We start from the raw sequence: 22004 nt of genomic DNA on the forward strand, positions 1-22004 counted from the left end.
CCAGGGCCGGCAGGGCCGGCCCTGATCCAGTCACACGCGGAACTGGTCCATCAGCGCCTGCTGCTGGTTGGCCAGACTGTTCAGTGACTGGCTGACCCGTGCCGACTCGTTGGCCTGCCCGGACAGCGACTCGGTGACGTCGCGGATGGTCGCCACGTTGCTGTTGATTTCCTCGGCCACCGCGCTCTGCTCCTCGGCGGCCGAGGCGATCTGCAGGTTCATGTCGGTGATCACCGTCACGGCCTGGCCGATGCGCTGCAGCGCGGTGACGGCCTGGCCAACCTGCTGCACGCCGCCCTGGGCCTGGCGGTGGCTGTTGTCCATGGCCCCGACCACTTCGCGAGTACCGTTCTGCAAAGCCTCGATCACCTGGCGGGTTTCTTCCACCGATTCCTGGGTACGCTGGGCCAGGTTGCGCACCTCGTCCGCGACCACGGCAAAGCCCCGGCCGGCTTCACCGGCGCGGGCCGCCTCGATGGCGGCGTTGAGCGCCAGCAGGTTGGTCTGTTCGGCGATCGAACGGATCACCTCCAGTACCGAACCGATCTTCTCGCTGTTCTGCGCCAGGCCCTCGACTTCGGCCATGGCGTTGCTCATGTCGGCGGCCAGGGCATCGATGCTGTGGGTGGTGCGGTCGATCACTGCCAGGCCTTCGCGGGTGGCCTGGTCGGCGTCGCGGGCGGCCTGCGCGGCCTGGGCGGCGCTGCGGGCGACGTCCTGGGCGGTGGCACTCATCTCGTGGGAGGCAGTGGCCACCTGGTCGACCTGGCGGTACTGCTGCTCCATGCCGGCGCTGGTCTGGGTGGCAATTGCCGAAGACTGGTCGGCGGTGCCACGGGCGGCTTGCACCGAGCGTTTGACCTCGGCGATGGTCGGCTGCAGCTTGTCGAGGAAGCGGTTGAACCAGCCGGCCAGTTCACCCAGTTCGTCCTGCTTCTGGTAAGTCAGGCGGCGGGTCAGGTCACCTTCGCCGCTGGCGATGTCCTTGAGCATGCTTGCCACGCCGAGGATCGGCCGGGTAACGCCGCGGGCCATCAGCCACACCATCAGCAGGCCGGCAATCGCCGCCGCCAGGCCCAGGCCAAGTTCCAGAAGGGTGCCGCTGGTGTTCAGCGCGTCCAGTTCCTGTTTAAGCGCTTCGGCCGGGCCGGTCAGGGCGTTTTCCGGCACATCCAGCAGCACGCCCCAAGGCTGGGCATCCGGAATCGGCCGGAATGCGGCCAGCACCTTCAGGCGCTGCTGGTCATGGACGATGGTCATCTTGCCGTCGGCCAGCTTGCGCACCAGTTCGGCGCCCTTGGCGGTGTCGACCTGGTCGAAGCGCTGGGCCAGCTTGCTGGCGTCGGCGCTGTAGCCGGCCAGCAGGCCGACCGGGCTGAGGATGCCGACCGTGGTGCGGCCTTCGTACAGGCCGCGGCTGGCCTCCTGGCTCAGGGCCTGCAGGCTGTTGAGGTTGATGTCGATGGACAGGGTGGCGATCACCTTGCCGTCTACCGCCAGCGGGAAGACGATGCTGGTCATCAGCACCTGCTGGCCATCGATGTCGTAGAAGTAGGGTTCCACCACGCACACTTTGCCGGACGTGCGTGGGCACACCCACCAGGTGTTGGCTGGCTGGCCGCTTGGGCCGATCTCGGTGTTGGCCATGTCATGCTCGGGCAGGGCCATGGCCGTCAGCTGGCCGACACGCGGTTGCGACCAGTACAGGGCGAAGCGCCCGGTTTCGTTGCTGCCCAGTTCCGCCTTGCCGGCGAACAGGCTGTCCTTGTTGTCCAGTGCGTTGGGCTCGAATACCAGCGACAGGCCGAGCAGCTCAGGGTTGGCCTGCAGGGCGGCGCGCACCTGGCGGGTCATATCCTCGCGCAGGTCGAAGGCATCGAGAAAGCGCTTTTCCGCCTGCTCGCGCAGGAACAGCACCTGGCGGGCGAAACCGGCGCCGTACTGGTAGGCGTCCATGAACTGGCGGCGGATGTTCAGCGCCTGCACCTCGCCCTGCGACTCTATGCGCGACTGCGCCGACTCGGTCAGCATCTGCATGCTGCTGGCCTTGACCAGGTCCGAGCTGTGGTCCATGCGGTACAGCGACAGGCCGACGAGCAGGGTGACGATGCCGGCCAGGCAGAGACCGGCGAGCAGGGTGATCTTCCACTGGATGGAAAGTTGGCGCAAAGGCATGGGGGCGGATCCCTTGTAATAAGAGTGTGGCTGACGATTGTGTCGGCCATCGCGGGCTTTTCTTTATTCAAACGTTCAATTTAACCGCCGGGCCGCACCAGGCATTGGTAATGCGCCGCAACATGGCGTTTTTGACATCCGCCGCCCACTGCTGCACAGTGCGCGCTTTTTTTCTGTCGCAATGAGGTAAGCCAACCATGAATGCAGTGATCGCCGCGGTCGGCATCATGCTGATACTCAGCCTGTCCCGCGTGCACGTGGTCATCGCCCTGATCATCGGGGCCCTGGCCGGTGGGCTGGTGGGTGGCCTGGGTATCGAGGGTACGCTCAAGGCCTTCAACGGCGGCCTCGGCGGCGGGGCCACGGTAGCCCTGTCCTATGCACTGCTGGGCGCCTTTGCCGTGGCCATCGCCAAGTCCGGCCTGGCCCATGCCCTGGCCGACCGCGCCCTGGCCATGATCGACCGCCAGGGCCATGCCAATGGCGGCAAGGTCAAATGGCTGCTGGTGGGCCTGATGCTGGTGGTGGCGGTGTCGTCGCAGAACATCCTGCCTATCCACATTGCCTTCATCCCCTTGCTGGTGCCGCCGCTGCTGTACGTGCTGACCCGCCTGCGCATCGACCGCCGGCTGATCGCCTGTGTGATCACCTTCGGCCTGATCACCCCGTACATGTTCCTGCCGGTGGGCTTTGGCAACATCTTCCTCAACGAAATCCTGCTGGCCAACGTTGCCCGCGCGGGTGTCGACGTAAGTGGCGTGAATGTCACCCACGCCATGGCCATCCCAGCCGCCGGCATGCTGGCTGGCCTGTTGCTGGCAGTATTCATCAGCTACCGCAAGAAGCGTGACTACGACCTGGCACGCATCGAGCAGGTGGAGCAGGTGAGCGTGCAGTACAACCCGCTGACCCTGCTGGTGGCCGGGCTGGCGATTGCCTCGGCGTTCATCGTCCAGTTGTGGCTGGACTCGATGATCATCGGCGCCATGGTCGGCTTCCTGATCTTCTCGCTGTCGGGCATCGTGCGCTGGAAGGACACTGACGACCTGTTCACCGAAGGCATGAAGATGATGGCCATGATCGGCTTCATCATGATTGCCGCCTCAGGCTTCGCCGATGTGATGAAGGCCACCGGCGAAGTGCAGAGCCTGGTGGAAACCTCGGCACAGTGGATCGACCACAGCAAGGGCATTGGTGCCTTGCTGATGTTGCTGGTGGGCCTGCTGGTGACCATGGGCATCGGCTCGTCGTTCTCCACCGTGCCGATCCTGGCCGCGATCTTCGTGCCGCTGTGCGTGCAGCTGGGCTTCGACCCGCTGGCCACGGTGTGCATCGTCGGTACCGCCGGTGCCCTGGGTGATGCGGGCTCGCCTGCCTCGGACTCGACCCTGGGCCCAACCTCGGGGTTGAACGTGGATGGCCAGCACCACCATATCTGGGACACCGTGGTGCCTACCTTCATCCACTACAACCTGCCACTGCTGGCGTTCGGCTGGTTGGCGGCGATGACGCTGTAAGACGGGGAGGGCGTCAGCCCTTGTCGGGCGGCGGCGAGATGCGGTTGAGGACGGTGCTGCCGTCCTTGCTGCGGGTCAGGTAGACCGGCAGCACCTTGGGCAGGTTGTTGACCAGGCGCCCCACCTCGCGGGTGTTGTAGATGCCGCTGATGCGGATGCGGCCGGTGCTGGCGTCGGCCAGCAGCAGCGGTGCGTCGAGGTAGCGGTTGATCACCGGCAGGGCCTCTTCCAGGCTCAGGTTGTCGAGCACCAGCTTGCCGTCGCGCCAGGCCAGGCTGTTGCCGTAGTCGTCGCTCTGCTCCAGTTGCGGCTCGAAGTCGCCCTTGTGGTAGCTGGCCTGCATCCCCGGGCCCAGGCGGTAGCCGCTGGCGCTGCCGTCGCTGGATACCAGTACCGAACCTTCCACCAGGGTGACCTTGACCTGGTCCTGGTACTTCCACACGTTGAACTGGGTGCCGGTGACGCGGGTCTGGCCACGACCGGCATGCACGATGAACGGGTGGCTGCTGTCGTGCTGTACCTTGAAGAACGCCTCGCCACGCTTGAGCAAGACCTGGCGCTGGTCCTTGTAGTTGAGGTAGGTGAGCTCGGTGTTGAGGTTGAGCTGCACCGTGCTGCCATCGCTCAGCTGCACGGTCTGCATGTGCTCGTTGGCTTCGAAGTGCTGGTAGTGATTGGGCAGCCAGCCTTGTTCCCAGCCCACCCAACCGGCCAGCGGCAGCACCGCCAGGGCGATCGCGGCGGCGGATGCCAGCGGCCGCCAGTTGCCCGGGCGCGCAGCCTTTTGCACGGGCGGGTTGAAGTCGATGACAGTGGCATTGCGCGGCAGCAGGTCGGCGGTTTGCCAGATTTCCAGCATTGCCCGGTATTCCTCGGCGTGCCGCGGGTCGGCCGCCAGCCAGCGGGCGAACGCCTCGCGCTCGGCCACCGTGCAATCTTCGGCGTGCAGGCGCATGCACCAGTTCGCGGCGGCGTCGGTGATGGCATCGTCTGGGCTGGGATTGAGGCGGTCGTGGTTCATTGCGGCTCCGGGTTTTGCGCATTCTACCCTTGCTGGAGGGCTCCCGAGAACCGAGGTAATGGCGAATGACTATCAGTTGTGCCGGTTTTCGTCGGATTGATGCTGGTTTCCTGGCGTTTGAGAACCCTTCGCGCAGGTAAATTCAGGCTGAAATCGTTGGGGCTGCCTTGCAGCCCATCGCGACACAAGGCCGCTCCCACAGGTACAGCGCTGCCCGATGGGGCGGTGCGATACCTGTGGGAGCGGCCTTGTGTCGCGAAAGGGGCGCATAGCGCCCCCAGCGGCTCATCAGAACTGCGCCGCCTCCAAACCAAAAAGGCTGCCACTACCCGCCCGGATACTGGCCTCCAGCCCCAACCCCCGCGGCAACACCCGCTGGAAGAAGAACTCCGCACACGCAAGCTTGGCCCCATGAAACGCCGCATCCTTGTCACGCTTGGCCAACGCCACCGCCGCCATCCGCGCCCACATGTAGGCATACGCCGTCAGCCCGAACAGCTGCAGGTATTCCACCGCCACCGCGCTGACCAGGTTGGCATCTTCGCCGGCTCGCGCCTGCAGCCAGGCGCTGGTGGCCTCCAGCCGCGCCAGGCTCGCTTGCAGGGCTTCACGGTGCAGCGGCGCATCCACGCTGAAGGCCCGCACCTCGGCGGCAAAGCTGGTCAGCGCCTGGCCACCGTCGGCCAGTACCTTGCGCCCGAGCAGGTCGAGGGCCTGGATGCCGTTGGTGCCTTCGTAGATCTGCGCGATGCGCACGTCGCGCACCCGCTGCTCCTGGCCCCATTCGCGAATGTAGCCATGGCCGCCATACACCTGCTGGCCAAGCACGCAGCTTTCCAGGCCGTTGTCGGTGAAGAACGCCTTGGCCACCGGCGTCAGCAGCGCCACCAGGCGCTGCGCATGCTCGCGCTCGGCGGCGTCTTCGGCGTAGCGTGCAAGGTCCAGTTGCTGGCCGACGTAGGCGGCAAACGCCCGGCCACCTTCGGTGAGGGTACGCATGGTCAGCAGCATGCGCCGCACATCGCCGTGGTGGATGATCGGGTCGGCAGCCTTGTCCTGTGCCTGTGGGCCGCTGGCGGCGCGGCTTTGCAGGCGTTCGTTGGCGTAGCGGGCGGCGCTCTGGTAGGACGCCTCGGCACAACCGATGCCCTGGATGCCGATGGACAGGCGCTCGTAGTTCATCATGGTGAACATCGCCGCCAGGCCCTTGTTCGGCTCGCCTACCAGGTAGCCGACGGCACCATCGAAGTTCATCACGCAGGTGGCCGAGGCCTTGATGCCCATCTTGTGTTCGATCGAGCCGCAATGGGCGGCATTGCGCGCTCCCAGGCGCCCATCTGCCTCGACCAGGTACTTGGGCACCAGAAACAGCGAGATGCCCTTGGCGCCCGCTGGCGCATCCGGCAGCTTGGCCAGCACCAGGTGGACGATGTTTTCGGTCAGGTCCTGTTCGCCGCCGGTGATGAAGATCTTGCTGCCGCTGATGCGATAGCTGCCGTCGGCCTGGGGCTCGGCGCGGCTGCGGATCAGCCCCAGGTCGGTGCCGGCATGGGGTTCGGTGAGGCACATGGTGCCGGCCCAGCGGCCTTCGTACAGGGGCGGCAGGTAGGTGGCCTTGAGCGTTTCGCTGGCATGGGCATCGATGGCCAGGCAGCTGCCGGCGCTCAATGCCGAATACAGGCTGAAGCTGCAGTCGGCGGCGTAGAGCATTTCTTCGAACAGCACACCGAGCATCTTCGGCATGCCCATGCCGCCATGTTCGGGGTTGCCGCCCAGGCCGACCCAACCGCCTTCGCGGTAGGTGTGCCAGGCCTCGCGGAAGCCGTCAGGGGTGGTGACTTCGCCTGCGGCAAAGCGCACGCCTTGCTCGTCGCCGTTGCGGCTGAGCGGGGCAATCAGCTGGCTGGTGACCTTGGCTGCTTCTTCGAGGATGGCATCGGCGGTATCGGCGTCGATGCGCTCGGCCAGGGCAGGCAGGCGGGCCCACAGGGCCGGGGCGTCGAACACATCATGCAGGACGAAGCGCATGTCGCGCAGGGGGGCTGTGTAGGTGGTCATTGGGGGCTCTTGAAAAAGTGGGAAATCTGGGCGGGCCTCTTCGCGGGTGAACCCGCTCCCACAGGTACAGTGCAGGATTCAGGTCTGGTGCGATCCCTGTGGGAGCGGGCATGCCCGCGAAGAGGCCGCTACGGGTTCAGAGGGCTTTGGCCCGGTCGCGCAGCACGTACTTCTGGATCTTGCCGGTAGAGGTCTTGGGCAATTCGCCGAACACCACGGTCTTCGGCACCTTGAACCCGGCCAGGTGCTCGCGGCACCAGCTGGTGAGGTCGGCTTCGCGGGTGTCTTCGCGGCCCGGCTTGAGGGCGACGAAGGCACACGGGGTTTCCCCCCATTTTTCATCCGGGCGCGCCACTACTGCGGCTTCCAGCACCGCCGGGTGCTTGTACAGGGCGTTCTCGACCTCGATGGTGGAGATGTTCTCGCCACCGGAAATGATGATGTCCTTGAGCCGGTCCTTGATCTCGACATAGCCGTCGGCATGCCACACGGCCAGGTCACCGGTGTGGAACCAGCCGCCACGGAAGGCTTCGACAGTGGCCTCGGGGTTCTTCAGGTAGCCCTTCATCACCGTGTTGCCACGCATGAAGATCTCGCCCAGGGTGTTGCCGTCGCGCGGCACCGGTTCGAGGGTTTGCGGGTCGGCAACCATCAGGCCGTCGAGTGTCGGGTAGCGCACACCCTGACGGGACTTGATCCGCGCGCGTTCTTCCAGCGACAGTTCATCCCATTCGTCATGCCAGGCGCACACGGTGACCGGGCCGTAGACTTCGGTCAGGCCGTAGGTGTGGGTAACCTGGATGCCCATCTCTTCCACGGCGCCGATGACCTTGGCAGGTGGCGCGGCGCCAGCGACCATGGCCTGCACCGGGTGCTCGATGGCCGCCTTGGCTGCCTCGGGCATGTTGACCAGGGCGTTGAGCACGATCGGCGCGCCGCACAGGTGGCTGACCCGGTGCTCGCGGATCAGGGTCAGGATCTTCTGCGGGTCGACCCGGCGCAGGAACACATGGGTGCCGGCCAGCGCGGTGATGGTCCACGGGTAGCACCAGCCGTTGCAGTGGAACATCGGCAAGGTCCACAGGTACACCGGGCGGTGGCCCATCGCCCAGACCATCTGGTTGCCCAGCGCGTTCAGGTAAGCGCCACGGTGGTGGTAGACCACACCCTTGGGGTTGCCGGTAGTGCCGGAAGTGTAGTTGAGCGAGATTGCCTGCCACTCGTCATCGGGCCATTCCCAGGCAAAGTCCGGGTCGCCTTCGGCGAGGAACGCTTCATAATCCAGTTCGCTGACCGCACGGCCTTCGCCGTACTCCGGGTCATCCACATCCACCACCAATGGCGGGTGCTCGAGCAAGGCCAGGGCCGCTTCGATGACGGTATGGAACTCGCGGTCGGTGATCAGCACCTTGGCCTCGCCATGCTGCAGCATGAAGGCGATGGCCTCGGCGTCCAGGCGTACGTTCAGGGTATTGAGCACGGCACCGGTCATGGGCACGCCAAAATGGGCTTCGAGCATGGCCGGAATGTTGGGCAACATCACCGCCACGGTGTCGCCACGGCCGATACCCCGGCCCACCAGGGCGCTGGCCAGGCGCCGGCAGCGTTGGTAGGTCTGCTGCCAGTTGCGGCGGATGGCACCGTGGATCACCGCCGGGTAATTGCCGTATACGGCAGCGGTGCGTTCGATGAAACTGAGCGGGGTGAGAGCGACGTGGTTGACGGCAGCGGGCATCAGGCCCTGGGCATAGATCGACATGCGGTGATCCTGTAAGGGAGGCAGGCACAACCTGTGCGCTTGGCCCCCGGTGGCTGATTGTTAGCTCTGTTCAGGGTGCAGGGAGGCGGATGTTGGATCGCCCCCTTGTCGCAGTTTTACGCGAGTCGCTATGGTATTAGGAATATCGACTATAGCAATATAGTAAAACTACTATAACAACGAGCCGCCTACCGTGGACAACACAGCCTATCCCTTGCTCGCCAAGGACCCGCAACCCAGCCTGATGCTGGCCAGCGACGCCAGGCCACTGGCACTCAACCCGGCGCTGCAGGCCTGGGTCGATGAAGGCCCGGCACTGGCCAGCTGGCTGCCGGGCAACTGCGCCGCCCTGGTGCGCGCATGCCTGCGCCAGCGCCGGGCGATCGCCGACGTCGAAGTGCAGGTCGGTGAACGCATCGTACTGTGGAGTTTCATCCCTGACGACCAGGGCCAACGGGTGCTGGCGCGTTGCCGAGACGCCAGCGACGAGCGCCATGGCGCACGGGAGGCCAGCCGCGCCCGGCGGCTGTACCGGCTGATCATCGAAAACACCACCGACCTGATCTCCCGGCACAGCCCCGACGGCCGTTTCCTCGATGCCTCGCCGGCGGCATTCCGCCTGCTTGGCCTGTGGCCCGAGCAGCTGCGCGGCATGGCCGTGCGTAACTTGCTGCACCCGCGTGAGCGCCGCCAGGTGCTGCGCCAGGCCGCCGCCGCCCTGGACCAGGACGGCTACCACACCATGACCTGCCGGGTGCGCCAGGCCACAGGCGGCTACCGCTGGTTCGAAATCGCCAGCCGGGCCATCCGCGAAACGTATACCGGCGCGGTGGTGGAGGTGGTCAGCGTGTCACGCGACATCACCCTGCGCATCGAGGCCCAGGAAAGCCTGGCGCACAGTGCCCGGTTGGCCACCCTGGGCGAGCTGGCATCGGGTATTGCCCACGAAATCAACCAGCCGTTGGCCGCAGTGGTCAACTACGCCAACGCCAGCCAGCGCTACCTGCAGGGCCTGGAGCGCGACCCGCAGGCCCGCGAGCGGGTGGGGCAGGGCTTGCAGCGCATCAGCGAACAGGCCACCCATGCCGCCGAGGTGATCCGCCGCCTGCGCGCATTCCTGCGCAAGGGGCCGCGCCGTCTGCAGGCGCTGGACATGGCCGAGGTGGCCGGCGAAGCCATGCGCCTGTGCGCATGGGAGGCCGCGCGTGACCAGGTGGTGGTCGAGTTGCGCATGAGCGCGCAACTGCCCTTGGTGTATGCCGACCGGGTACTGCTGGAGCAGGTACTGGTAAACCTGCTGCGCAACGCCATCGATGCCAACCGCGAGCAGCATGGCGAGCGGCCGTCACGTATCCTGCTCGGCGCCGCGCGCGATGGCGACGGCGTGCTGGTCGAGGTGGCCGACCAGGGCCCGGGCGTTGCGCCCGAGCGCCTGGATGAAATCTTCACGCCGTTCACCACCAGCAAGGCCGACGGCCTGGGGCTGGGCCTGAGCATGAGCCGCAGCCTGATCGAAGGCTTTGGCGGCAGCCTGTGGGCGCGAGCCGGTGACAATGGCGGTCTGGTACTGTGCTGCCGCCTGGCGGTCAGCAGGGGATAAGGGGAGAAGGCGGTGCAAGCGAAAGTGTATGTGGTCGATGATGATCAGGGGATGCGCGATTCAACCGTCTGGCTGCTGCAGTCGGTAGGTTTGCAGGCCTTGCCGTTCGCCAGCGGGCAGGCGTTTCTCGACGCCTGCGTCGACGATGGCCCGGCCTGCGTGCTGCTGGATGTGCGCATGCCAGGGTTGGGCGGGTTGGCGGTGCAGCAGGCGATGCGCGAGCGTGGCCTGGGTTTGCCGGTGATCTTCGTCAGCGGCCATGCCGATGTGCCGATCGTGGTGCGGGCTTTCAAGGCCGGCGCTTGCGACTTCATCGAAAAACCCTACAACGATCAGTTGCTGCTCGACAGCGTACAGGCCGCGCTGGAAAGCGTCGGGCGGGCACGCCGGGACGACCAGGCGCTGGCCCGGGTGCAGGCGCGCATCGATGGCCTGACCCCGCGCGAGCGTGATGTGTTCGTGCCGTTGGCCCAGGGGTTGAGCAACCGCGAGATTGCCGAGCGGCTGGGCGTCAGCGTGAAGACGGTGGACCTGTACCGGGGGCGAGTGATGAAACGGTTGCAGGCCGATAGCCTGGCGGAGCTGGTGGGCATGGCCATTGCCTGCGGGGCGGTGGAGGCACTGGGCCTGCGCACACTGTAGCAGGGGCTGGCGCAAAGCCCTGTAGGAGCGGCCTTGTGTCGCGATGGGGCGCGAAGCGGCCCCGGCAATTTATGCTGTGGCACAGAACCTGGGGCCGCTTCGCGCCCCATCGCGACACAAGGCCGCTCCTACAGGGGCCGTGCAAGGGGGTATCATGAAATATTCCATAGCAACCTAATCAAAGCTTTGACATTCACTGCCTAGGCAGTAATATTTTCACACAATTACCCGAGCAGTTGCCGATGGCCCATTTTTCCCCCGAAAACTTCCAGACCTGTGCCATCGGCATGCTGCTTGGCCGCGCAGCGATCCTGAAGGACCGCATTCTCGACTGGCACCTCGAATCCGAAGGCGTCACCGCCGCGCAGTTCAAGGTGCTGATCATCGTCACCCAGTACCAGGTCGACACCCCGGCCGAGCTGTGCCGCTACCTGGGCCTGGACAGCGGGTCGATGACCCGCATGCTCGACCGCCTCGAGCAGAAGGAACTGATCGTGCGCAACCGTTGCGCCGACGACCGTCGCCAGGTGCGCTTGGCCCTTACCGCCGACGGCCAGCGCCTGGCTGACCGCCTGCCGGAAATCGGCGCGGCAGCCATGAACGAGTTGTGCGGCGCGCTGGCAGCCGAAGAGCTCCAGGCCCTGGAAGGCCTGTTGGCCAAGGTCCTGCTTGCTGCTGGCGACCCGTTGACGATACGCCGCTTCGGCGATCGTTGATCCCTGTCACGAATTATCCAAGGTATTGTCATGGCCACTCCCGCAGACACCCCGACTCCCTCCGCCGCGCCCGAACCGTCGCGCAAGCGCAAGGCCTGGCTGCTCGGCCTGCTGTTGCTGCTGATCGTTGCCGGCGCCGGCGCCTGGGCCTGGTACAGCCTGGTCGGGCGCTGGCACGAAAGCACCGACGACGCCTACGTCAACGGCAACGTGGTGGAGATCACGCCGCTGATCACCGGCACCGTCACCAGTATCGGTGCCGATGATGGCGACCTGGTCCACGCCGGCCAGGTATTGCTGCAATTCGACCCGGCCGACAGCCAGGTGGCCCTGCAGTCTGCCGAAGCCAGGCTGGCGCGCAGCGTGCGCCAGGTGCGCGGGTTGTACAGCAACGTCGACGCGCTCAAGGCCCAGCTGGAAACCCGCCAGGCAGAGCTGCGCAAGGCCCGGCAGGACTTCAACCGGCGCAAGGTGCTGGCCGACAGCGGCGCGATTGCAGCGGAGGAATTGTCCCACGCCCGCGATGACCTGAGCGTGGCCGAGGCCGCGGTCAACAGTGCACGCCAGCAGCTCAGCACCAGCAGCGCCCTGGTCGACGACACCGTGGTGTCCTCGCACCCCGAGGTGATGGCCGCCGCCGCCGACCTGCGCCAGGCCTACCTCGACCATGCCCGCACCACCCTGGTGGCACCGGTTACCGGCTACGTCGCCAAGCGTACCGTGCAGCTGGGCCAGCGCCTGCAACCGGGTACCGCGACCATGGCAGTGATCCCGCTGGACCAAGTGTGGATCGACGCCAACTTCAAGGAAACCCAGCTGCGCGACATGCGTATCGGCCAGCCGGTGCAGATCAGCGCCGACCTGTACGGCAGCGAGGTCAGGTACAGCGGCACGGTCGACAGCCTTGGCGCCGGCACCGGCAGCGCCTTCGCCCTGTTGCCGGCGCAGAATGCCACCGGTAACTGGATCAAGATCGTCCAGCGCGTGCCGGTGCGCATCCACCTCAGCCCCGACCAGCTCAAGGACCACCCGCTGCGTATCGGCCTGTCCACCGTGGTCGAGGTCGACCTGCACGACCAGAGCGGCCCGACCCTGGCCCAGCAGCCACCGCAGCAGGCCAGCTACACCACCCAGGTGTATGACCGCCAGTTGGTCGAAGCCGACAACCTGATCGCGCGGCTGATCCACGAAAACAGCGCAACCGGCAAGACGGCGCAGCGATGAGCAACAACGCCGCTGCCCAGTTCACGCCGCCGAGCCTGCTGCTGACCACCATCGGCCTGTCGCTGGCGACGTTCATGCAGGTGCTCGACACCACCATCGCCAACGTGGCCTTGCCGACCATTTCCGGCAACCTGGGGGTGAGTTACGAGCAGGGCACCTGGGTCATCACCTCGTTCGCGGTGAGCAATGCCATCGCGCTGCCGCTGACCGGCTGGCTCAGCCGACGGTTTGGCGAGGTGAAGCTGTTCATCTGGGCCACGCTGCTGTTTGTGCTGGCCTCGTTCCTGTGCGGTATCGCCCAGTCGATGCCGGAGCTGGTCGGTTTTCGCGTGTTGCAAGGCGTGGTAGCCGGGCCGTTGTACCCGATGACCCAGACCTTGCTGATCGCCGTCTACCCGCCGGCCAAGCGCGGCATGGCCCTGGCGCTGCTGGCGATGGTCACGGTAGTGGCGCCGATTGCCGGGCCGATTCTCGGGGGCTGGATCACCGACAGCTACAGCTGGCCGTGGATCTTCTTCATCAACGTGCCCATCGGCCTGTTCGCTGCCGCTGTGGTGCGCCAGCAGATGCGCACCCGGCCAGTGGTCACCAGTCGCCAGCCGATGGACTACATCGGCCTGCTGACGCTGATCATCGGCGTCGGCGCCTTGCAGGTGGTGCTGGACAAAGGCAATGACCTGGACTGGTTCGAGTCGTCGTTCATCATTGTCGGCAGCCTGATCTCGCTGGTGTTCCTGGCAGTGTTCGTGATCTGGGAACTGACCGACCGTCACCCGGTGGTCAACCTGCGCCTGTTCGCGCACCGCAACTTCCGCGTCGGCACCATCGTGCTGGTGGGGGGCTACGCCGGGTTCTTCGGCATCAACCTGATCCTGCCGCAGTGGCTGCAGACGCAGATGGGCTACACCGCTACCTGGGCCGGCCTGGCGGTGGCGCCGATCGGCCTGTTGCCGGTGCTCATGTCGCCGTTCGTGGGCAAGTACGCGCACCGCTTCGACCTGCGTGTGCTGGCCGGGCTGGCGTTCCTGGCGATCGGCAGCAGCTGCTACATGCGTGCCGGGTTCACCAGCGAGGTGGACTTCCAGCATGTGGCGCTGGTGCAGCTGTTCATGGGCATTGGCGTGGCGCTGTTCTTCATGCCGACCTTGAGCATCCTGCTGTCCGACCTGCCACCGCAGCAAATTGCCGATGGCTCGGGCCTGGCGACCTTCCTGCGTACCTTGGGCGGCAGTTTCGCGGCGTCGCTGACCACCTGGATCTGGATTCGCCGGGCGGACCAGCACCATGCCTACCTGAGCGAGCACATCAGCCAGTTCGACCCGGCCACGCGGCATACCCTGGAGCAGTTGGGCGGGGCCAGCCCGCAGAGCCATGCGCAGCTGGAGCAGATACTCAACGGGCAGGCGTACATGATGTCGACGGTGGACTACTTCACCCTGATGACCTGGGTGTTCGCCGGGTTGATCCTGCTGGTGTGGTTTGCCAAACCGCCCTTTACCGCCAAGGCGGGGCCGGCGTCGGCAGGGCATTGAGCCGGGCCAGAACAGGGCCCAGGCTCTGGCCCTTGGCAAATGCCATGTCAGGCACTGGCTGCTGCGTACCAGGGCCGCTGCATGCGCAGCACCAACCGGTCGATTTGTGGCACCAGCAGGTTGCCGGCCAGCACTGCGAAGCAGAGGCCATCGGCATACAGCCCGAATTCGCGAATCAGCTCGGTCAGCGTGCCGACGGTCACGCCGAAGAGGATGCGACCGGCGCGGGTATTGGGGCTGGTGACCGGATCGGTGGCGATGAAGAAGGCGGTGAAGAGGTAGCCGCCGAGGCTGAGGTTGTACACGGCTTCCTGCAGGCTGTGGCCGGCGGCCATGCACAGCAATACTGTGCTGGCGAGCATCGCCAGCGGAATCTCGATGCGGATCACCCGCAGCAAAGCCAGCAGCAAACCGCCGGCAATGTAGCCGTACCCCGACAGGTTGTGGGTGACGTGGATGAAATCGTTCTGCGCCAGTTGAGTGGCGCCGGCGAACGCATCGAGATCCAGGCGTGGCACCAACTGTAGCTGTTGGAGCAGAACCGCCTTGGCGTCCAGGGTTGCGGTCCAGGGGGCATGGTTCGATGGCGCGGGGTACAACTGCTGGTAGAAGCAGATGGCAACGATCCCCAGCCCTACCATGGCCGGGTTGAGACGGTTGCGGCCAAGGCCTCCACTGGCGTGCTTGCACAGTGCGATAGCGGCAAAGCTGGCCAGGGCGATCATCCACAACGGCACCATCAGCGGCAATGCCCGCGCCAGTATCAGGCCCAGCACCAGCCAGCTGAGGTCGCTCAAACCCTCGCGTACGTCCTGCCCGCGCAGGCGCAACAGGGCGGCTTCGAAGCCCAGGGCGAACAGCACGCACCAGAACACTTGCAACCAGACCACGACGCCAAATTGCCAGGCATACAGGGCGGTGCCCGGCAGCAGGCACAACACGACCAGCAGCATCACCGTGCGCAGTCGTTGCGGGATGGGGTGGCGTATCAGGCTCATGCGCGGACCTCCGTCTTGCTCTGGCGGAAGCGTTCGCGCAGCGGGATACTGCTTGGGCAGATGCTGCTGCAGCTGCCGCATTCGATGCAGGCATCCAGGCGCAGTTCCTGCAGGCTGGCCTTGTCCAGGCGCTCGGCGGCAGCATAGAGGTCCAGCGGCCTGAGCGACATCGGGCAGACATCCACGCAGCGCGTACAGCGAATGCAATTGCCGGCGGGGCGAGCAGCCGGCAGGTAGCGCTCGGCGCCGAATATCAGGCAACTGCTGGTCTTGCTGACGAAGGCGTTGGCGTCCGGTAGCGCCAGCCCCATCATCGGGCCGCCAACCTGGGTCAACTGCCCCGTGGCGGACGCGCCAGCAATCGCGCGCAGTTCGCTGACCGGGTAACCCACCGGCACCCGCACATTGCCCGGGCGTTCGCAGTCACCGGTCAGCGTCAGCACGCGGCTGGTCAGTGGTTCGCCCTGGAACACGGCCCGGCCCAGCGCGTAGAGCGTTGCGACATTCAGCGCCAGCACGCCGATATCGGCGGGCCGGCTCCCCGGGGCCAGGTTGCGGCCACTGAGGCTCTTGATCATCAGCGGCTGCCCACCTGCCGGGTAACGCTCCGGTAGCGGACATATCTCGACCCGGGTGCGCGCCTGGCGAGCGGCGGCACGTAACGTGGCCATCGCCTCCGGCTTGTTGGTTTCGATGCCGAAACGGGTTGTCGTTATTCCCAGCAGCGCGGCGACATGATCGGCGGCCTCGATCAACGCTTCGGCATTCTCGCGCATGAGGCGGTCATCGCAGGTAAGGAAGGGCTCGCATTCGGCACCGTTGATCAGCAGCAGATCGGGCTGCCGTGCGCCGGCCAGTTTGAGGGCCGTTGGGAAACCCGCCCCACCAAGGCCGACTATGCCCATTTGCAATGCGCGTTCGACCAGCGCCTCTGGCGTTTGTGGCAGGCCCGGCACCGGGCGTTTGATCCACTCATCCAGGCCATCTGCGTTCAGGATGACGGCCATGACTGGCTCGGCCGAGTCGGCCGCGAAGACATGATCGATCCGTTCCACGACGCCAGAAGTACTGGCATGCACCCAGGCGGTGGTGTTGTCGCCAATACCGATCACTTCGCCCTTGCGTACATGCTGGCCCGGCTGCACGCAAGGCTGGACAAACCGCCGACCCCGCCCGAGCGGAATCGCCAGCTGGATTTTTCCGACCGCGACCGGGGCAATCGGCGTGGCGTTGGACAGTTCCTTGTATCCCCTGAGCTCGATCCCTCCGTGCCAACTACGCTGAGAAAAGGAGGCGATGGCCAGCAGGCGCTGCCAGAAAGGTTTGTGTTGCGGCAGGCGCTGGGCGCGGATGCGGCTCTGCAGGCGTTCGACGCTCTGCAACGAATGGCTAGACATGTACTGTCCTCCAATTTTTGGGCAAAGAACGCCCCTATGCGCTTATGCACATGATGGTTTTATTGCGTCCGGGACGTTAAGCGGAAAGGGAGGGGGATGATTGATCACCCGCGCAGATCAGAGTGTTCAATGATGATTTTGTTCGATTTTTGACCAGGTTTGCTGATGAACGGTAGGCCAATTGCCATCTCGCAATTCTGGTGAAATAGCCTGCGCCGCGAAAGGGCGGCCAGAGTCTGCGAGGTGTCGAATGATGCGCGCAAGCCTGCTGGTGATGCTGGTGACGGTGCTGTATGGCTGCGGCGAAAGGATCGAACGCTTTGGCGGGCCGACCATGGGCAGCACGTATTCGATCCAGTACGTACCCAATGCGCAGACGCCTGATGCGCGGCAGGTAAAGGCCGAAGTCGAGTTGATACTGGAGGCGCTCGACAAGCAGTTTTCCAACTGGCGCGCTGATTCCGTGGTTTCCCGCTTCAACGCTCTGCCGGCCGGCGCCTGTCAGGCGGTGCCGGAAGAGATGCAGCACTTGCTGGTGTACGGTGTGTCTCTGTTCCGTGAGAGTGGCGGGGCTTTCGACCTGACGGTTTTGCCACTGATGAACCTCTGGGGCTTCGGCCCGCAGTCACGCGGCAGGCAGGTGCCGGACGCCAGCACGCTGGCACGGGAGCAGGCACGGGTAGGCCTGCAGCATTTGCACCTGGATGGCGAAACGCTGTGCAAGGATGTGGCGGCGCAGCTGGATTTCGACAGCATGCTCGCCGGTCATGCGGTGGATCGGGTGGGTGACCGGCTTGCGGCCCTGGGTATCCAGGCCTATCTGGTCGAGATCACCGGCGAACTCAAGGGCGTCGGCCGCAAGCCGGATGGCTCGCCCTGGCGCATCGCCCTCGAAGTACCGAGTGGCGAGGGCGAGCAGCAAGTGGAGCGCGCCATCGCCCTGGATGGCTACGGCGTTGCCACCGCCGGCGATTACCGCAACTATTTCGAGGAAGGTGGCCAGCGTTATTCGCACACCTTCGATCCGCGTGTCGGCAGGCCGGTCAAGCACGCGCTGGCGGCAGTGTCGGTGGTCGACCCTTCGGTGCTGCGTGCCGATGCCCTGGATACACTGTTGATGGTGCTCGGCCCGGAGGAAGGCTATGCCTTCGCCGAGCGGCATGAAATCGCCGCCTATTTCATCATGCACCAGGGGCTGGGTTTCGCCGCGCGGGCCACGTCGCGGTTCGAGACGTTGTTCCCCACGCAGGGCACGCCAAGGCCGTAGCTGAAGGAAGGTCATTCCCACGCGCAGGCTTTTCCCCTATTGTCGATGCTCCCTTTCCAAACGATTGGCAGATCCATGGAGAAAGTCATCGTCATCACCGGTGCCAGCCGCGGCATCGGCGCCGCCACGGCGCTGCTGGCCGCCCGTGAGGGCTACCGCATCTGCATCAACTACCACGCCGACGACCAGGCCGCCGAGACCGTCCTCGGCCAGGTCCGCGAGCTGGGCGCCAAGGCCATCGCCGTGCGCGCCGACGCCAGTGTCGAGGATGAGGTCATCCAGCTGTTCCAGCGCGTGGACGAAGAACTCGGCCCGGTGACCGCGCTGGTCAATAATGCCGGCACCATCGGCCAGCAAAGCCGGGTCGAGGACATGTCCGAATTCCGTCTGCTCAAGATCATGAAGACCAACGTCGTCGGCCCCATGCTCTGCGCCAAGCACGCCCTGCTGCGCATGGCACGCCGGCACGGAGGGCAGGGCGGGGCTATCGTCAACGTGTCTTCGGTTGCCGCACGCCTGGGGTCGCCCAACGAATACGTGGATTATGCCGCTTCCAAGGGCGCTCTCGACACCTTCACCATTGGCCTGGCAAAGGAAGTGGCAGGCGAGGGTGTGCGTGTAAACGGCGTGCGGCCAGGCTACATCCACACCGGGTTCCATGCGCTGTCGGGCGACCCCGACCGGGTCAGCAAGCTCGAACCCGGCTTGCCGATGGGGCGCGGCGGGCACCCCGAAGAAGTGGCCGAGGCCATCCTCTGGCTGCTCTCGAACAAAGCCTCGTACTCTACCGGCAGCTTCATCGACCTGGGCGGCGGGCGCTGAACGCGCCGGTCAATCCTCCAGCAGCATGCCTACCCGTTCGGCCAGCACTTGCAGCTCGAACGGCTTGGTCAGCACCTGAGTACCTTGCAACAACTGGCCGTCACTGAGCGCCGCGCTTTCGTCGTAGCCGGTGATGAACAGCACCTTCAGGTCGGGGTGGCGCTCGCGGCAGCGTTCAGCCAACTGGCGGCCGTTCAGGCCGCCGGGCAGGCCGATATCGCTCAGCAGCAGGTCTGGCCGCTCGCCAGCTTGTAGATGGGCGAGGGCGGCCGGGCCGTTTTCGAATGCATCAACCCGATAACCCAGTTCTTCCAGCACCTCGCAGACGACCACGCGCAAGGCAGCCTGGTCTTCGACCAGCAGGATACGCTGAGTGGTTGTGCTGCTTTTTTCCGGCGATGTGCGCGGTGGCATGGGTGCCGGGGCTTCGGGGTGCTCGTGGTGGCGGGGAAGCAGCAGCTCGATGCGGGTGCCTTCGCCAAGCGTCGACAATACCTGTAGCTGCCCGCCCGACTGGCGCACGAAACCGTAGGTCATCGACAAGCCCAGGCCAGTGCCCTGGCCCATCGGTTTGGTGGTGAAGAACGGGTCGACGGCGCGCTCGGCCACCTCCGTCGACATGCCGTTGCCGTTGTCGATGATGCTCAGCCGTACGTATTCGCCAGCTGGCAGTTCCAGTGCGCGGGCTTGCTCGTCGTCGAGCAGCAGGTTGTCACCGTGGATATCGATCACGCCGCCGGCAGGCATGGCATCGCGGGCATTGATGCACACGTTGAGCAGGGCGCTTTCCAGTTGTGGCGGGTCGATGAAGGTCGGCCACAGCTGGCGGGGGAAATGGCTGGCCAGGGTGATGGCGGGGCCGATGGTGCGGCGCAGCAGCTCTTCCATGCCGCACACCAGCGCGGCCACTTGCGTGGAGCAGGGCTGCAGGGTCTGCTGACGGGAGAATGCCAGCAGCCGGTGGACCAGCGAGGAGGCCCGCTGCGCCGAACCGCTGGACAGTTCCAGCAAGGGTTCCAGGCTGTCGAAACGCGACTGGGCCAGGCGCTGGCGCATCAGCTCCTGAGCTCCCAGAATACCGCCCAGCAGGTTGTTGAAGTCGTGGGCGATGCCGCCAGTGAGCTGGCCCACGGCTTCCATCTTCTGTGCCTGGCGCAGGGCCTCCTCGGCCTTGGCCCGTTCTGCCAATGCCGCATTCACCCGTTCTTCCAGCTCCTCGTTCAGGCGCTGCAGGGCAAGCTCGGCCCGCCGTCGTTCGGTAACATCCTTGAACAGTACCGCCACCTGGCGCTTTTCGGCAGGCTCTACCCGGAAGGTGGTCACCGACAACACGCGACCGGTGGCGACCAGCTCCTGCTCGAAATGCAGTGGCTCGCCCGTGCGCAGCACCGCGCCATAACGAGCGACCCAGTCGTCGGCCTCATCGGGCACCATCTCGCGCAGTCTCTGCCCCACCACGTTGGGGATGCCGGCGTGTTTGGCATAGGCCGCATTGGCCAGCACATGTACATAGTCGCTCAGCGGGCCGTGCGGGCCGTCGAAGAACTCGATGATGCAGAAGCCTTCGTCCATGGTGTCGAACAACGAGCGATAGAAGTTTTGGTCGTGTTGCTGATGGCTTGCCAGGCGGGCCTGCAGCAACGCGTTCTGCTGCTGCAGGGCTTCGACTTGTTGGCGCAGTGAAAGCAGGTCGCGGGAGGGCATGCCGAAGTCCGACAAAGATGAAGCCCAGACTTTAGCCTGTTCGGTAACTGGCGAATAGCCAGTCAACGCGGGGGGTAGCGGATCGGGCAACGATAGTCGTTCACCGGGCGCCCGCCATCAGAACGAGCGGATGATCCGCCCCAGGGTTTCCATGGCCCGTTCGGCATCCTCATGCCAGGGGCTGCCGTAGTTCAGGCGGATGCAGTTGCCGAAGCGCCGGGTGGGCGAGAAGATCGGGCCGGGTGCGATGCTGATGCCTTGGGCCAAGGCCATGTGGAACAGCTTGAGGGCGTCCATCCGTTCGGGCAGCTCCAACCACAGGAAGTAGCCGCCGGACGGTTGGCTGACTCGCGTTTGCGCCGGAAAGTGCCGGGCGATGGCGGCCAGCATGTTGGCCTGCTGGCCTTCCAGGGCATAGCGCAGCTTGCGCAGGTGGCGGTCGTAGCCGCCGTGCTGCAGGTAATCGGCGATGGCCGCCTGGGCCGGCATCGAGGCACACAGCGAGGTCATCAGCTTGAGCCGCTCGATCTTCTGCGCAAAGCGCCCGGCCGCCACCCAGCCGATGCGGTAGCCAGGCGCCAGGCTTTTGGCGAACGAGCCGCAGTGCATCACCAGCCCCTGGGTGTCGAAGGCCTTGGCCGGTTTGGGGGCCTGTTGCGCGTAGTACAGTTCGGCGTACACGTCGTCTTCGATCAATGGCACCTGATGGCGCGCCAATAGCTCTACCAGTGCCTGCTTTTTCGCTTCCGGCATGCTGGCGCCCACTGGGTTCTGGAAATTGGTCATGCACCACACGGCCTTTACCGGGTGCTTTTCCAGCGTTTGCGCCAGCACGCCCAAGTCCATGCCTTCGCGCGGGTGCACCGGGATTTCCACGGCCTTGAGCTTGAGCCGCTCCAGTACCTGCAGGCAGGCATAGAAGGCCGGGGCTTCGATGGCCACCAGGTCACCGGGCTGGGTGACGGCCTGCAGGCACAGGTTCAGGGCTTCCAGCGCGCCGTTGGTGATCAGCAGCTCCTCCATGGGCAGCATCAACCCGCCGACCATGTAGCGCAGGGCAATCTGCCGACGCAGCTGCGGGTTGCCGGGTGACAGGTCGGTCACCACCATGCGCGGGTCCATGCTGCGGCTGGCGCTGGCCAGCGAGCGCGACAGGCGTTGCAGCGGAAACAGCTCGGGGCTGGGGAAGGCCGAGCCGAACGGCACGGTGTTGGGGTCCTTGATCGAGTCGAGGATCGAGAACACCAGCGCGCTGACGTCCACGTCGGTGGACTCGCTGACCGGTTGCAATGCCTGCGGCTCGCTGAACTGGCGCGGGGCATGGGCGTTGACGAAGTAGCCCGAGCGCGGCCTTGCACGGATCAGCCCGCGCCGCTCCAGCAAGTAGTAGGCCTGGAACACGGTGGACGGGCTGACCCCGTGGGTCTGGCTGGCATAGCGCACCGAGGGCACGCGCTGGCCGGGGCCCAGCACCCCGGAGCGGATCAGTTCGGCGATGTCGTCGGCAAAGCGTTCGTAGCGTTTCATTCTGGCCTTCTGTCGAAGCCTGGCAGGCAAGGTGGAGTCAGTGTA

General features: G+C 65.5%; 16 protein-coding genes. 8 read left to right on the plus strand and 8 right to left on the minus strand.

Annotation, left to right across the window (positions count from 1 at the left end):
• Positions 1 to 30: 30 nt before the first annotated feature.
• Positions 31 to 2175 (minus strand): methyl-accepting chemotaxis protein, encoded by a 2145-nt coding sequence (locus J5M58_RS17550; RefSeq protein ID WP_207878896.1) that lies wholly within the window; start codon positions 2173 to 2175, stop codon positions 31 to 33.
• A 197-nt stretch (positions 2176 to 2372) separates the two neighbouring features.
• On the opposite strand from J5M58_RS17550, the gene J5M58_RS17555 reads away from it, so the two are divergent.
• On the plus strand, positions 2373 to 3692 hold the full coding sequence (locus J5M58_RS17555) for a Na+/H+ antiporter family protein (protein ID WP_207878897.1): 1320 nt from the start codon (positions 2373 to 2375) through the stop codon (positions 3690 to 3692).
• A 13-nt stretch (positions 3693 to 3705) separates the two neighbouring features.
• Here the strand turns inward: J5M58_RS17555 and J5M58_RS17560 are convergent, their stop codons facing one another.
• The 3 genes from J5M58_RS17560 to J5M58_RS17570 form a co-directional block, all read right to left on the minus strand.
• A complete protein-coding gene (locus J5M58_RS17560; RefSeq protein WP_207878899.1) occupies positions 3706 to 4713 on the minus strand; it encodes a FecR family protein in 1008 nt (335 codons plus the stop codon).
• A gap of 288 nt (positions 4714 to 5001) precedes the next feature.
• Positions 5002 to 6771: an acyl-CoA dehydrogenase C-terminal domain-containing protein gene (locus J5M58_RS17565; protein ID WP_207878901.1), complete on the minus strand. Its 1770-nt coding sequence runs from the start codon at positions 6769 to 6771 to the stop codon at positions 5002 to 5004.
• A 136-nt stretch (positions 6772 to 6907) separates the two neighbouring features.
• Positions 6908 to 8530 (minus strand): acyl-CoA synthetase, encoded by a 1623-nt coding sequence (locus tag J5M58_RS17570; RefSeq protein WP_112252552.1) that lies wholly within the window; start codon positions 8528 to 8530, stop codon positions 6908 to 6910.
• Between the two features lie 193 nt (positions 8531 to 8723).
• On the opposite strand from J5M58_RS17570, the gene J5M58_RS17575 reads away from it, so the two are divergent.
• The 5 genes from J5M58_RS17575 to J5M58_RS17595 all read left to right on the plus strand — a co-directional run bounded on the left by J5M58_RS17575 (position 8724) and on the right by J5M58_RS17595 (position 14244).
• On the plus strand, positions 8724 to 10130 hold the full coding sequence (locus tag J5M58_RS17575; protein ID WP_207878903.1) for an ATP-binding protein: 1407 nt from the start codon (positions 8724 to 8726) through the stop codon (positions 10128 to 10130).
• Between the two features lie 12 nt (positions 10131 to 10142).
• A complete protein-coding gene (locus J5M58_RS17580; RefSeq protein ID WP_112252550.1) occupies positions 10143 to 10772 on the plus strand; it encodes a response regulator transcription factor in 630 nt (209 codons plus the stop codon).
• Between the two features lie 242 nt (positions 10773 to 11014).
• A complete protein-coding gene (locus tag J5M58_RS17585) occupies positions 11015 to 11488 on the plus strand; it encodes a MarR family winged helix-turn-helix transcriptional regulator (protein WP_112252549.1) in 474 nt (157 codons plus the stop codon).
• Between the two features lie 30 nt (positions 11489 to 11518).
• Positions 11519 to 12712, plus strand: coding sequence for an HlyD family efflux transporter periplasmic adaptor subunit (locus J5M58_RS17590; RefSeq protein WP_112252548.1), 1194 nt, complete (start codon positions 11519 to 11521; stop codon positions 12710 to 12712).
• The gene (locus J5M58_RS17595; RefSeq protein WP_112252547.1) at positions 12709 to 14244 is read left to right on the plus strand and encodes a DHA2 family efflux MFS transporter permease subunit; all 1536 of its coding nucleotides are present in this window, start codon (positions 12709 to 12711) and stop codon (positions 14242 to 14244) included. The genes J5M58_RS17590 and J5M58_RS17595 overlap by 4 nt, the downstream gene beginning before the upstream one ends.
• 47 nt (positions 14245 to 14291) lie before the next feature.
• Here J5M58_RS17595 and J5M58_RS17600 read toward each other — a convergent pair whose 3' ends face one another.
• Together J5M58_RS17600 and rsxC are read right to left on the minus strand one after the other, a co-directional pair.
• Entirely contained in the window at positions 14292 to 15242 is a 951-nt protein-coding gene (locus J5M58_RS17600; RefSeq protein ID WP_207878905.1) for an RnfABCDGE type electron transport complex subunit D, read from the minus strand.
• Positions 15239 to 16639, minus strand: a complete 1401-nt coding sequence (gene rsxC, locus J5M58_RS17605) for an electron transport complex subunit RsxC (RefSeq protein WP_207878907.1) — start codon at positions 16637 to 16639, stop codon at positions 15239 to 15241. The genes J5M58_RS17600 and rsxC overlap by 4 nt, the downstream gene beginning before the upstream one ends.
• A gap of 250 nt (positions 16640 to 16889) precedes the next feature.
• Between rsxC and J5M58_RS17610 the strand changes: the two genes are divergently transcribed.
• Both J5M58_RS17610 and J5M58_RS17615 read left to right on the plus strand, forming a co-directional pair.
• Positions 16890 to 17906, plus strand: a complete 1017-nt coding sequence (locus J5M58_RS17610) for an FAD:protein FMN transferase (protein ID WP_112252544.1) — start codon at positions 16890 to 16892, stop codon at positions 17904 to 17906.
• A 75-nt stretch (positions 17907 to 17981) separates the two neighbouring features.
• Positions 17982 to 18728, plus strand: coding sequence for an SDR family oxidoreductase (locus J5M58_RS17615; protein ID WP_112252543.1), 747 nt, complete (start codon positions 17982 to 17984; stop codon positions 18726 to 18728).
• A gap of 9 nt (positions 18729 to 18737) precedes the next feature.
• On the opposite strand, the gene J5M58_RS17620 is transcribed toward J5M58_RS17615, so the two are convergent.
• Complete coding sequence (locus tag J5M58_RS17620) at positions 18738 to 20432, minus strand: response regulator (RefSeq protein ID WP_207878909.1); 1695 nt, start codon at positions 20430 to 20432, stop codon at positions 18738 to 18740.
• Positions 20433 to 20549: 117 nt separating this feature from the next.
• Positions 20550 to 21959, minus strand: a complete 1410-nt coding sequence (gene mapR, locus J5M58_RS17625; protein ID WP_112252541.1) for a GntR family transcriptional regulator MpaR — start codon at positions 21957 to 21959, stop codon at positions 20550 to 20552.
• Positions 21960 to 22004 lie beyond the last annotated feature (45 nt).

Source organism: Pseudomonas sp. 32_A (assembly GCF_017490905.1).
GTDB lineage: Bacteria > Pseudomonadota > Gammaproteobacteria > Pseudomonadales > Pseudomonadaceae > Aquipseudomonas > Aquipseudomonas inefficax.

Coding starts and splice junctions, on each gene's coding strand:
- J5M58_RS17620 (WP_207878909.1), bottom strand. CDS start 20,432: ATGCCCTCCCGCGACCTGCTTTCACTGCGCCAACAAGTCGAAGCCCTG.
- J5M58_RS17600 (WP_207878905.1), bottom strand. CDS start 15,242: ATGAGCCTGATACGCCACCCCATCCCGCAACGACTGCGCACGGTGATG.
- J5M58_RS17565 (WP_207878901.1), bottom strand. CDS start 6,771: ATGACCACCTACACAGCCCCCCTGCGCGACATGCGCTTCGTCCTGCAT.
- J5M58_RS17610 (WP_112252544.1), top strand. CDS start 16,890: ATGATGCGCGCAAGCCTGCTGGTGATGCTGGTGACGGTGCTGTATGGC.
- J5M58_RS17570 (WP_112252552.1), bottom strand. CDS start 8,530: ATGTCGATCTATGCCCAGGGCCTGATGCCCGCTGCCGTCAACCACGTC.
- J5M58_RS17615 (WP_112252543.1), top strand. CDS start 17,982: ATGGAGAAAGTCATCGTCATCACCGGTGCCAGCCGCGGCATCGGCGCC.
- mapR (WP_112252541.1), bottom strand. CDS start 21,959: ATGAAACGCTACGAACGCTTTGCCGACGACATCGCCGAACTGATCCGC.
- rsxC (WP_207878907.1), bottom strand. CDS start 16,639: ATGTCTAGCCATTCGTTGCAGAGCGTCGAACGCCTGCAGAGCCGCATC.
- J5M58_RS17590 (WP_112252548.1), top strand. CDS start 11,519: ATGGCCACTCCCGCAGACACCCCGACTCCCTCCGCCGCGCCCGAACCG.
- J5M58_RS17560 (WP_207878899.1), bottom strand. CDS start 4,713: ATGAACCACGACCGCCTCAATCCCAGCCCAGACGATGCCATCACCGAC.
- J5M58_RS17550 (WP_207878896.1), bottom strand. CDS start 2,175: ATGCCTTTGCGCCAACTTTCCATCCAGTGGAAGATCACCCTGCTCGCC.
- J5M58_RS17585 (WP_112252549.1), top strand. CDS start 11,015: ATGGCCCATTTTTCCCCCGAAAACTTCCAGACCTGTGCCATCGGCATG.
- J5M58_RS17555 (WP_207878897.1), top strand. CDS start 2,373: ATGAATGCAGTGATCGCCGCGGTCGGCATCATGCTGATACTCAGCCTG.
- J5M58_RS17595 (WP_112252547.1), top strand. CDS start 12,709: ATGAGCAACAACGCCGCTGCCCAGTTCACGCCGCCGAGCCTGCTGCTG.